This window comes from Mycetocola sp. JXN-3 (assembly GCF_014522285.1).
GTDB classification, from domain to species: Bacteria; Actinomycetota; Actinomycetes; order Actinomycetales; family Microbacteriaceae; genus Mycetocola; species Mycetocola saprophilus.
Map to the genome: position 1 here is coordinate 317,481 of NZ_CP041635.1, position 11,655 is coordinate 329,135.

Here is an 11,655-nt window from a genome sequence, read left to right on the forward strand (position 1 = left end):
GCTGGAATGTGACATCCAGGTCCACAGGGGAGGCATCGCATGCGGGTTCGCGAGCGCAACAGACGAGCACTCGGAGGCGAAAGCTACGGGCATAGCGAAGCGACGTCGCGGTGAAGACGTCGTCCCGCCTGCAGGCGCGGATGCTGAGCATCGACACGGCGCTGCGCACCCGGATCGCCGGGGTCTCCAACCGCGCGCTGCTGCTGACCTCGGTGGTGCTGTTCCTGATCGGGTTTGGCGTGGTGATGGTGCAATCGGCCTCCCAACCCGGTGATGCCGAAAACGCCGGCGACCCCTTCGCCGGGGCGCTGCGTCAGGGCGGGGTCGCGGCGCTCGCGCTGATCGCGATGTTCCTGGCCAGCCGGGCAACCCCGAGGTTCTGGAACCGATTCGCCTGGATCGGCCTGGCCGGGGCGCTGCTGCTTCAGCTCGCCGTCTATACGCCGCTGGGCTACGAGTCCGGCGGTAACCGCAACTGGATCCACCTGGGGTTCATCTCGATGCAGCCCTCGGAGGTGATGAAGTTTGCCTTCATCATCTGGGCGGCCACGGTGCTCGGTTCCAAAGAGCGGCTGCTCAAGGGGTGGAAGCACGCGGTGATTCCCGTGGTTCCGGTGGCGGCCCTCTCGATGGGGATCAACCTGATCGGCGGTGACCTGGGCACCGTGCTGGTCATGGCGACCGTGATGATCGGGGTGCTGGTCTTCGCCAACGTGAACCTGCGCACGATCGGAATCGTGGCGCTGTCCGGCATTGTCGCGGCCCTGCTGATGACCGCGATTAAGGCCAACCGCGTGATGCGCCTGGTGCACTTCTTCCAGGTGGATTGCCGCACCGATAAGTCCGAGTACCTGGGCCTGTGCTGGCAGCCCCTGCACGGCACGTGGGCGCTGGCCGACGGCGGGGTGTTTGGGATCGGCCTGGGCAACTCGATCGAGAAGTGGGGGTGGCTCCCCGCCGCCGATAACGACTACCTCTTCGCGGTGGTGGGGGAGGAACTCGGCCTGGTGGGCACGGTTCTCGTCCTGCTGCTGTTCTGTGTGCTCGCGATCGCGCTGCTGGCGATCCTGGCGCGCGCCCGCGGAACCTTCGGCCGGGTGGTGGCCGGGGGCGTGTTCACCTGGCTGATCACCCAGGCCTTCATCAACATCTCGGTGGTGGTCGGGCTGCTCCCGGTGTTGGGAGTGCCGCTGCCGCTGATGTCCACGGGAGGATCGGCGCTAATCTCCGCGGGGGCGGCGATCGGCGCGGTGCTCTCGGTGGAGCGCAATTCGGCGGTGCCGGGGGAGGCCCGGACGGATCCCACACCGCGTATGCCCGTCCCGGCGGCGCAGAATTCCGTGCCCGTGCCCGCGGCGAACACCCCCGCCGCGGCGAGCGCGCACACGGCCGGGCCCGCCCGGAAGTCCGCAGCCGCCCGGAAGTCCGCAACCGCGCTCGCCGAACCCGCGCCCAAGCTGGTCGACTGGCTCCCAGCTCCCACCCCGAGCGAACACGAAACGCCGCCCGCCACCGAGCGGTGACGGGCGGCGCGAGGGGAACCGACTAGTCGTTCACCGAGGATTCGGTGGACTCGGCGGCGGCAGCGGCGAGTGCGCGCTTACGACGCGAGGCCACAAACACGCCGGCACCGGCCAGCAGCACCAGTGCGGCGATCGGCAGCACGGCCGATACCTGCGCACCGGTGTTTGCCAGGCCCGATCCCGGGGCCGCGACGGCCGGGGCGCTCGGAACCGTGGACGGGTCGACCGGGGTGACCGAGGGGGCCGGGGTACCCGGGTCGGTGGGCTCGGGGCTCGGGACCACAACCGCGGCGGCGGTCACGGTGACCGGGAACTGCACCATGGTCTTGGACTCCAGCGAGGTCAGGGTCACGGTGTGAACGCCTTCGGCGGTATCCGCGGGCAGGGCCACGGTCACATCGCCACCGGTTCCGGTGACGGGCGAGGTACCCAGCGCGGTGGTACCCAGCGAGGCCACCACGGTGGTGGTGACCGGGGATCCGGTCGAGGTGCGGTCCAGGGTGCCCAGCTTCACGCTGAAGGACTTTCCGGCCTCCACCGCCTCGGTGGGCAGACCCTGGGCCTGCACGCCGGTGCGGGCGAAGCTCGGGGTCAGGGTGCCCTGGGCGCGGAGGTAGTCGATCCAGGCGTCACGGTCGATCAGACCCGAGTCGCGGGTGCCGACTCCGTTGTTGAACTCCCGGAAGTTGTCCCCACCGGTGATCAGGAAGCCGAAGGTTCCCACGCGGTAGCCGCGGGCGGGATCGATCGGGGCACCGGCCACGCTGATGGTGGTGATCCGGTCGCCCTCGGGACGGCTGGCATCAAACGTGTAGTGCACGTTATCGCTCAGGCTCAGCTGCAGGTACGGACGCGAGGGTACGTTCCCCGCGGCGTCACGCTGCCACTGCTCCTCCAGCACCTTCTTGACCTGCGCCCCGGTGAGGGTCGTGGTGTAGAGGTTGTTGAGGAAGGGGAGCACGCCGTTTGCCTGCGCGTAGGTCACGTTGCCGGCGGGAATGTCGGTGCGCATGCCACCGGGGTTGACGATGCCGATTTCGGCGGCACCGCGCTCGGGGGCGGAGAGCGAGGCCAGCAGCGAGTTGGCCACCAGCGAGCCCAGCGAGGACTCGGCCGAGCGGTCATCGCCCACCGGACCGTTGAAGGCACGGGTGATCGGGGCGGCGGCGGTGGCCACCACCTGGCTGCCGATCTCGTTGGCCTTGGCCACGGCCTCGGTCACGATCGTATTAACGGTCGCGACGCGGGGATAGGTGGCGATCAGATCGGCAACCGGGGTCTTGACCCGGGCGACGTTCTTGGCGTCGGCGTTTTCGATGGCACCGGTTTCGCGGTTCACGGTCAGCACCACCTGGCCGATGCGCTCGCCGTAGCTGCCGGTCTGCACGATCGGACGGGTGCTGCCGGCCTTGCCGGGAACCGGGGCCTGCCACGCGTATTCCTTGTGGGTGTGACCGGTGAAGATCGCGGCCACGGCCGGATCGGTCTGGGTCACGATCTTGGCGAAGACGCCGCCGGCGGCGATCTCCTGATCCAGGGTCGCGCCGTCGGGGGTGCCGGCGGAGGCACCCTCGTGGTACTCGGCCACAAACACGTCGGCCTTGTTCTCGGCCTTGAGCTTGGTGACCACGCGGTTGACCGCGTCCACCGGGTCGCCGAATTCGAGGGTGTCGATGCCCGAGGGGGTGACCAGGGTCGGGGTTTCCTCGGTCACGGCACCGATCACGGCGACACGCATGCCGTCGGCTTCGATGATCTTAAACTCGTCGAAGGCGGGCTCGGTGGTGCCCTTCTTGTAGACGTTGGCACCCAGGTAATCCCAGGTGGCGTTGTTTCCACCGTTGATGACGCGGTTCTTGAGATCATCCAGACCCAGGTCAAACTCGTGGTTGCCCAGCGCCGAGGCCGACAGACCCAGGGTGTTCAGCACGTCGATGGTGGGCTGATCCTTCTGGGTGGCCGAGGCGAACTCGCTGGCACCGATGTTGTCGCCGGCGGAGAGCAGGATGCTCTGGTCCGGGGCGAACCCGGCGCGCAGCGACTCGACGGTGCCGGCGAAGTTCACGGTACCGGTCGGGACGCCCGAGGCGAGGGATGCGTTGATGCGACCGTGGAAGTCGTTGATGTTCATCAGGTTGATGGTGGCCGTGTCCGGGGCGGCCTGAGCGGGCAGCGCGGCAAGCGGTGCCATCAGGACGCCGGCGAGCGCGGCGAGGGTGAGGGTGCGCCGGTGGCGCGGGAGTAGCGACATTGTTCTCCTGGTGCGAAGGACGGGGGGCCGCACACACGGGTGCGTGCACGGGACCAGCCTGTGGCGGTGACCAACATCACACCCCGGGGAAGGGAATGACCGGCTGTTGTCCCCCGAAATAACCGTGGGTCAAACCTACCCAAACACCCCCGTGTGGGGGAACCGGACGCGGCGAAAGAAACCGATTGTTTACTCGATCGCCGCGGTGCCGGGGCGCCCCGGGGCAAATGACGGTGGACCGGGATACCCTGAGAGGGTGTCCAACGTGCATCCCATCAAGTCACACTCGCCCTCCGTGCTGGAGTTCTTCGCCGGCATCGGACTGGCCCGAGTGGGACTCGAGCACGCCGGTTTCCGGGTGGCCTGGTCCAACGACTATGAGCCCGATAAGTGGGCGCTGTACGGCAAGAACTTCCCGCAGGACGCGGGTTCCGGGGAGCACACCTATGTGGTGGGAGACGTGGGAAACGTCGCCGGTGAGGACCTGCCCCGGGGCGCATCCCTCGCCTGGGCCTCCTCGCCCTGCACCGATCTTTCGCTGGCCGGAAACCGCCGCGGCCTGGCCGGTACCCAGTCGAGTGCGTTCTGGCATTTTATTCGTCTGCTGGAGGAGCTAGAGGCGGACGCCCCGGACACGGTGGTCCTGGAAAACGTGGTTGGCCTGGCCACCTCCAACGGTGGGGACGACCTCACCGCCGCCATCCGCGCCTTCAACCAGCTCGGGTATTCGGTCGACATCCTGATGATCGACGCGCGTCGCTTCGTCCCGCAGTCCCGCCCGCGCCTGTTTGTGGTGGGGGCCAAGAACCCGCCCGAATCGGTGCCCGGGGCCAACCCCGAGCTACGTCCGGAAAATCTGCAGGGGTTCTTCCGCGACTCCACGCTGACCACCCATCAGGCCCTGCTGCCCGATGCCCCGGCCATCCTGGTGGAGGGGTTTGGCAAGCTCGCCGAGACCATGCCCGCCGACGATGCCCGCTGGTGGGATGAGGCGCGCACGCAGAAATTCATCGACTCGCTCTCCCCGGTGCAGCTGAGTCGAATCACCGAGATGCGTGGGTCGGCGGGCGTGAAGCATCGCACCGCGTATCGCCGTACCCGGCACGGACAGGCGGTCTGGGAGGTCCGTCCGGATGATATCTCCGGCTGCCTGCGCACGGCCCGCGGGGGTTCCTCCAAGCAGGCGGTGGTGCAGCTGGGCAACGGCCAGCTTCGGGTGCGCTGGATGACCCCGCGCGAGTATGCCCGGCTAATGGGGGTCGGCGACTTCGACCTGAGCGGTGCCCGCGACAATCAGGCCTTCTTTGCCTTCGGCGACGCGGTGGCCGCCCCCGTGGTGGGCTGGCTGGCGGAGAACTACCTGCTGCCGGTGGTGCGTGGGGTGCGCTCGGCGCGGGGCAGTGTGCGGGCCGCCGGTGTCTGATCTCGAGACGCTCTTTTCCGGTTTCGACGCCGAGGAGGCCGCCGCCGATTCGGCCGAGCCGGTGCCGGGTGGTCCCGAGGGCACGGACCTTGCCGGGGTATTGCCGGGTATGGAACCAGCCGAGGTTTCACCGGGCACGGCCAAACCCGCCAAGCGCGAGCTGGCCGCCCCCGAGGTACGCCGCTTCCGAGATGAACTCTCCCGCTTCCTGACCGAACGCGACGCCCAGGGCCGCCCCTGGGCCGACGCACAGTGGGGCGTCTACGCGTTTTATGACTACGAGGGCGAGCCCATCTATGTGGGCCAAACCAACGAGCAGCTGCGCACCCGCATTCGCCGTCACCTCACCGGGCAGCGCACCGACGCGGTGGCGATGCGGATCCTCGACGTTTTCGAGGTGGCCGAGGTCGAGATCTGGCCGCTCTGGGACCTGGAGGGGGTCTCCGGCCGGGACCGCGCCTCCCGGCGCATCCTGGACGCCTATGAATACACCGCCTACCTCGATGCGATCGAGAAGTCGCGCTTCAAGGCGATCCTGAACGAGAAGATTCCGCCGGTGTCCCCGCGGGTCACCCTGCCGGCCTCGCTGCGCTGGCAGGTGGTGACCGACGAGGTTCGTGCCGAGCGTGGCCACCCGGACATCCGCATCGCCCGTCGCGCCGAGACGGTGTCCCGGCTGGCCGCGGTGGCGCATGAGCGTGGCGAGGTATCGGACGGGCTGCGCCGCGTGCTCGTGGTCCAGTCGGTGCGGCTGGCCTTCCTGGCGGCCGAACGCTTCGCCTTTGCCGGCGGGACCGCGGCCCCGGACCCCTCGGCCATCTCGGTCGAGAAACTGGTGGGCTCGGTGCGCGCCGAGCATCCCGAATCAGCGGAAGAGGACGATCCGGCGGCGGTGCTGAACCGCCTGGCCGAGGAGTCCGAGGACGCCGGATCCCGGGCACACCTCGATCCCGCGCGGGCGGATTCCCCCGCGGAGGACAACGAGATTCCCCGCGAACAGATCGAGTATCGGCTGTTCTAGCCCCGGCGTTACCGGATCCAGAGGGCCGCGACGAGGACCGCCGCGGTGAAGACCCAAAACCCGATCATGAACACCCAGTCGCGGGTGCGCACGGGAATCTGATGCCGCTCGGTGCGGGTGTCGTGAGCCCCGAAGGCACGGGCATCCATCGCCAGGGAGACGCGTCCCGCATGCCGAATCGCGCCGGTGAGCAGCGGAACCACATAGCCGAGGCTGCGCCGGGTACTGGCAATCGGTCCGCGCCCGGGCGACATTCCCCGCACCCGGTGCGCCTGCCGGATCGTCTCCAGCTCATGGCCGAAACGCGGCACAAAGCGGGTCGCGGCCAGGGCGGTGTAGCCGATTCGGTAGGGCAGGTGCAGGTGCTGAATGCTCGAACGCACCAGGTCCGGCCCGGTGCTGCTGAGGCCGCCGGTCAGGGCCAGACCAAACAGGGCGGCCAGGCGCAGGGCCGTGGTGAACCCGATCTCCAGGGCCCCCGAGGTGACCGGGAAGGACCCGATCTCAAACACCACCGGGGTGTGGGCCACCCGCCGCTGATCGGCCCACAGCGTGAAGCTGAAACCGAACACCGCGATAAACAGGGGCAGGGCAAGGCCCAGCGTGATCAGCGAGGAGCGCTGCCAGCGCAGACCGGTGAGCATCAGGACCGCGCAGAGAATCACAAAGCACAGCGGGGTGAACATCGTGCCCGAGAGCAGCACCAGGATCATCGCCGGAATCGGACCCAGGATCTTGGCGAGCGGGTTGAGCCCGTACAGGTACTCCCGCCGGGAGGCGAGGGGCGCCTGGATATCCGCCCGATACGCATCCAGCGCGCCGCCGTGCCCGCCGCTCATCGGAGACCTCCGCCGCCGGGGAGCTCGGCCAGCCGCGTCACGGTGCGCCAGCTGGGGTGTGCGGTGAGGCCCCGCATCGCGCGGATCAGCGGGGGCATGCGCAGTCCCGCCTCGTGCAGCAGGTCCTCATCGGCCAGGATCTCGTCGCGGGTGCCGATCCGCACGAGTTCGCCGTCCTTCATGACCGCCACGTGGGTGGCAAAGTCGGACACCAGCTGGAGGTCGTGACTCACCACGATGATCGTGGTACCGGCGGCATTGAGCTCATGCAGCAGCGCGAGCAGTTCGCCGGCGCGGGCACGGTCCTGGCCGAAGGTCGGCTCATCCAGGGCCAGCATCGAGGCTCCGGCCACCAGGGCGGTGCCCACCGAGAGGCGTCGTTTCTGTCCACCCGAGAGCAGGAACGGGTGCTGATCGCGAGCCTCGGTCAGCGCGAATCGCTCCAGCAGGTCGTCCACCCGGGCATCGATGATTGCCTGATCGATCCCGCGCAGGCGCAGCCCGTGAGCCAGCTCATTGGCCACGGTGTAGGTCACAAACTGGTTCTCGGGGTTCTGGAAAACAAACCCAATCCGGGTGGTCAGGGTGCGCACGTCGAGGCGGGCCGGGTCCAAGCCGCCCAGGCTGACGGTCCCGCGCGGCGGCTGGATAACCCCGGCGATGGCTTGCACCAGCGTGGTTTTCCCGGCACCGTTGGTCCCGATCACCGCGAGGAAGGAACCGGCGTCCAGGGAGAGGTTGATATCGCGCAGCACGAGACGTCGGCCGCGCTTGAGGCTCAGCCCGGTTACCTCCAGCTGCGGGGTGTCCCAGATGCCCGGGGTCGGGGGCGGCGGGTCCACCAGGACCGGGAGATCGAGGACATTCAGTGCGGCTGTCAGCTCGCGCGGGGTCAGCGGCAGCGGGTCGAGGACAATTCCGGCCTCGTGCAGGTGCAGCGCCGCCATCAACGAGACCGGGAGCCAGACGCCCAGTTCCAGCAGCTCGGCGGCGTGGGTGCGCAGGATCGAGTGCGCGTCCCCGAGGAAGGCCGTGCGCCCGAGCCCATCCAGCACCAGAACTCGGTTGACCAGGTCCATCGCCGGGTCCAGGTTGTGTTCGATCAGCACAATCGAGCGATCCTGGCGGGCGACCACCCGGGCCAGCACCCGGTAGACCTCCTCGATCCCCGCGGGATCGAGGTTTGCGGTGGGTTCGTCCAGGACCAGCACCGGCGAGCGCATCGCCAGCGCGCAGGCGATCGCCAGTCGCTGTCGCCCGCCGCCGGAGAGCCGATCGGGGTTCTCGGTGCGACGCTCCCACAGGTCCACCTCGCGCAGCGCGGTTTCGGCTCGTTCCAGGACCTCGGCGACCGGCAGCCCCAGGTTCTCGGGGCCGAAGCACACCTCGTCGAGCACCGAGCCGGTGATCATCTGGGAATCGGGATCCTGAAACACCATCGCGACGGTCTCGCTCAGGGTCGCCACCGAGGCCCCGACGGTTTCGGTTCCGGCCACCCGCACCGATCCGGTCAGCGTCGCCGGGATCGCGTGAGGCACCAGGCCGTTGAGGGCGAGGGCAAGGGTGGACTTGCCGGATCCACTGGGACCGAGTACCAGCAGGACCTCGCCGGGAACCAGTTCCAGGCTCGCACCATCGGGTCCGGGGCGAGCGCCACCCTCGTGGGTAATGCTCACCTCGGTCAGGGCCAGGGGTGGGTGCGCGGAAATACTAGGCCGTCGCTTTGCTTCCGCGGCGATCGCGTGGATACTCCAGCCCGCGCATCACCCCGGTTTTTGAGATGCGGGCGGCCAGGAGCTGGGCGAGCCAGGTGAAGAGGACCGGTCCCAACACAAACATGACCATAAAGATGACCTGCGAGATCGGGTCGAACCGGGAGGCGTCCAGGGCGAGGGCCATGATCGCGGCCAGGGCCCCACCGCCAAAGAGTGCCCCCACGTAGTAGAGCCAGCTGGGCCAGTAGCGGAATCGGGTGAACAGGAACGGAATCTCCTGGATCAGCCCGATCAGCAGCCCGGTGCCGATGTGTCGGGTCCACTGGGTGGGGTCGATCGCCGAGCTGGTGAGACCGGCGACAAATCCGGTGATCACCGCGACGCCCGGGCGGCGCAGCAGCCACTGCGCGATGATGCCGGGCAGGAAGTACACCGAGATCAGCAGCCCGTAGATGATCGGGATCAGGGCCAGGACCACCACGTGCAGATAGCCGGTGATACCCAGCGGGATTCCGCTGCCCACTCCGATGGCGGCGCACGTGAGCAGAAGACGCGTGTTTGTCCGATGCATGTGGGTGTGCTCCCGCCGAAAAAAGTGAGGATTACCTTCCAATTTAGTCGACCCTTCGAGAAGTCCACAATCGAGCGTCGCGCCCGGTTCGAGGGAGGAGCCGTGAAGGGTCTGTGTATCGAGTATTCTGGGGGAGAACTCAGGGAGGATTCCGGTGGTGGAAACCAACAGGCGCGTGCTAGCGCTGCGTGGTGTATCCGCCGCCGTGATCGCCACGTTTTTCGCCGCCCTCTCCCATGGCATGGCCGGGATGTCCGGGCCCTCGGCCCCGGCGATCGTCTGGGCGCTGATTCTCTCGGTGTTTGTCTGCATCGCGCTCGCCGGGAAGAAGCTCTCCCCGGTGCGGATCGGACTCTCGGTGGTGATCGCTCAGTCGCTCTTCCACGCGCTGTTTGCCTTCCTCCCCGCGGGTGGGGCGAACGTCGCGCCGGCGGCGAGTGCCGATCACGTGCACGGTGGGCCGGTGGTGATCAGCGCGCTCGAACCGCTGACCCACGCCGGTCACGCGGGTCCGATCATGTGGGTGGCCCACGTGGTGGCCGCGGTGGTGACCTGGCTGTTCCTGCTGCACGGCGAAGCCGCGCTGTACTCGCTGGTGCGGGAGCTGCGTCTGCTGGCTCGGGTGCGCATCCTGCTGGGAATCCTGACCGAGCGTCCGCTGAGTCGTGCCCGGGTGCTCGTGGCCGAGGCGATTACGCCGCTGCGCGAGCGCCATCTGGAAATTCGTTGTACCCGGGGCCCGCCCGTTCCGGCCGGGGTATCCCTCTAGCTCCCTCCCCGCGGGGGCGCTGGCCGTGATGCCCAGACGCCGGTGCGCGAGAATCCTCGCGCATCCCAACGGATCCAGAAAGCCCCCAATTTCATGAAGCACACAAAGACCCTTTCGATCTCCGGCGCCGTGCTGGCCGGAGCAATCCTTGCCGTGGCGGTGCCTCTGGCGGCCAGCGCCCACGTGAGCGTGAAGCCCTCGGATACCTCCGCCGGGGCCTATAGCCTGCTGACCTTCTCGGTCCCGCACGGCTGCGAGGGCAGCCCGACCACCTCGATTAAGATCACCATTCCCGAGGAGATCAACGGCGTGACCCCCACGGTCAACCCCAACTGGGATGTGACCAAGGACATGGTTGATCTGGCCACCCCGATCAAGGATGCCCACGGAAACTCGCTCGCCCAGCGGGTCGGTTCGGTGACCTACACCGCCAAGACCCCGCTGGCCGACGGCTACCGCGACGCCATGGTCCTCCAGCTCCAGCTGCCCGCCGAGGCCGGCAAGACGCTGACCTTCCCGACCCTGCAGACCTGCGAGACCGGATCGACCAACTGGTCCGAGATCCCCGCCAAGGGCCAGAGCGAGGAGGACCTCAAGGCTCCGGCCCCGAGCCTCGTGGTGACCGCCGCGGCCAAGGATGCCGGTCACGGTGGACACGATGCGTCGGCCACCGACACCGCCGCCGAGACCCACGCCACCGCGGCCGAGCCCGATGTGCTGGCCCGCGGCCTGGGCATCGCCGGTCTGGCACTGGGCGTGATCGGCATCATCGTCGGCACCCTGGGCCTGCGCGCCAAGGCGGCCCGCAAGTGAGCCGGGCCCGTGTGATCACGCTGCCGCAGGCATCCGTGCGTACGGCACTCGTCCTGATGCTGGGACTCGTGCTGGCGATGGCCGGACTGGTGCTGAGCGCGCCCGCCGCGCAGGCACACAACACGGTGGTGTCCGAGTATCCGGCCGCCAAGTCCACGGTGACCGAGCAGCCCGGACAGATCGTGCTGACCACCAACGATAATCTGACTCCGATCGGTGTCAACACGATGATCGTGGTGGGTCCGGACGGTAAGCACTATGCCTCCGGCTGCGGCGTGGTTAACGGGCCCGCTCTGACCATGCCGGCCGATCTCGGTCCGGCGGGAACCTACACGGTTACCTGGCAGGTGGTCTCGACCGACGGTCACCCGATCTCGGGAGACTTCACCTTCGACTGGCAGCCCGCCGCCGGTCAGAAGCTGGGCACCGGCCAGACCGAGCGCCCGGTGTGCTCAAGCGCCGACCCGGGAACGGGCGAGGTCACCACCCAGGGCACCGGTGCCACCCCGCAGGCCGGCACCGATGCCTCCGCCGCCCCCGGCGAGGAGGTCGGTCCGAACGTGCGTCCGCACACCGCGGCGATGGATGACATCGGCTGGATCGTGGTGGCAATCGGCGTGGTTCTCTTCGGCGGCCTGGTCCTGCTGGTGCTGCTGCTCGTGCAGCGCCGCCGCAGCGACGTGGCCCGCGAGGAGGCCGAGAAGGCCAAGCGCCAGAACCCGTAGGTTCT

At 68.4% G+C, this 11,655-nt stretch carries 10 protein-coding genes; 6 read left to right on the forward strand and 4 right to left on the reverse strand.

Annotated elements, in window-relative coordinates:
- The first annotated feature begins 110 nt into the window (after positions 1 to 110).
- Entirely contained in the window at positions 111 to 1,523 is a 1,413-nt protein-coding gene (locus C7C57_RS01540) for a putative peptidoglycan glycosyltransferase FtsW (protein WP_187977341.1), read from the forward strand.
- A gap of 22 nt (positions 1,524 to 1,545) precedes the next feature.
- On the opposite strand, the gene C7C57_RS01545 is transcribed toward C7C57_RS01540, so the two are convergent.
- Positions 1,546 to 3,774 carry a bifunctional UDP-sugar hydrolase/5'-nucleotidase gene (locus C7C57_RS01545; RefSeq protein WP_187977342.1) on the reverse strand — a complete coding sequence of 743 codons (2,229 nt, stop codon included), beginning with the start codon at positions 3,772 to 3,774 and terminating at the stop codon, positions 1,546 to 1,548.
- Between the two features lie 265 nt (positions 3,775 to 4,039).
- Between C7C57_RS01545 and C7C57_RS01550 the strand changes: the two genes are divergently transcribed.
- Positions 4,040 to 5,197 carry a DNA cytosine methyltransferase gene (locus C7C57_RS01550; RefSeq protein ID WP_043321839.1) on the forward strand — a complete coding sequence of 386 codons (1,158 nt, stop codon included), beginning with the start codon at positions 4,040 to 4,042 and terminating at the stop codon, positions 5,195 to 5,197.
- A complete protein-coding gene (locus tag C7C57_RS01555) occupies positions 5,190 to 6,218 on the forward strand; it encodes a GIY-YIG nuclease family protein (RefSeq protein WP_255505744.1) in 1,029 nt (342 codons plus the stop codon). The genes C7C57_RS01550 and C7C57_RS01555 overlap by 8 nt, the downstream gene beginning before the upstream one ends.
- Before the next feature lie 8 nt (positions 6,219 to 6,226).
- Here C7C57_RS01555 and C7C57_RS01560 read toward each other — a convergent pair whose 3' ends face one another.
- The 3 genes from C7C57_RS01560 to C7C57_RS01570 are packed head-to-tail and all read right to left on the reverse strand — an operon-like array spanning position 6,227 to position 9,343.
- On the reverse strand, positions 6,227 to 7,057 hold the full coding sequence (locus C7C57_RS01560) for an energy-coupling factor transporter transmembrane component T (protein ID WP_187977343.1): 831 nt from the start codon (positions 7,055 to 7,057) through the stop codon (positions 6,227 to 6,229).
- Positions 7,054 to 8,733 carry an ABC transporter ATP-binding protein gene (locus C7C57_RS01565; protein WP_255505745.1) on the reverse strand — a complete coding sequence of 560 codons (1,680 nt, stop codon included), beginning with the start codon at positions 8,731 to 8,733 and terminating at the stop codon, positions 7,054 to 7,056. The genes C7C57_RS01560 and C7C57_RS01565 overlap by 4 nt, the downstream gene beginning before the upstream one ends.
- Positions 8,734 to 8,767: 34 nt before the next feature.
- A complete protein-coding gene (locus tag C7C57_RS01570; protein WP_030147899.1) occupies positions 8,768 to 9,343 on the reverse strand; it encodes an ECF transporter S component in 576 nt (191 codons plus the stop codon).
- 175 nt (positions 9,344 to 9,518) lie between these two features.
- Between C7C57_RS01570 and C7C57_RS01575 the strand changes: the two genes are divergently transcribed.
- The 3 genes from C7C57_RS01575 (at position 9,519) to C7C57_RS01585 (ending at position 11,650) form a co-directional block, all read left to right on the forward strand.
- Positions 9,519 to 10,112, forward strand: coding sequence for a hypothetical protein (locus C7C57_RS01575; RefSeq protein ID WP_187977344.1), 594 nt, complete (start codon positions 9,519 to 9,521; stop codon positions 10,110 to 10,112).
- Between the two features lie 93 nt (positions 10,113 to 10,205).
- Positions 10,206 to 10,925 (forward strand): YcnI family protein, encoded by a 720-nt coding sequence (locus tag C7C57_RS01580; RefSeq protein WP_187977345.1) that lies wholly within the window; start codon positions 10,206 to 10,208, stop codon positions 10,923 to 10,925.
- Positions 10,922 to 11,650 (forward strand): copper resistance CopC family protein, encoded by a 729-nt coding sequence (locus C7C57_RS01585; protein WP_187977346.1) that lies wholly within the window; start codon positions 10,922 to 10,924, stop codon positions 11,648 to 11,650. Before C7C57_RS01580 ends, C7C57_RS01585 begins: the two co-directional genes overlap by 4 nt.
- The last annotated feature ends 5 nt before the right edge of the window (positions 11,651 to 11,655 follow it).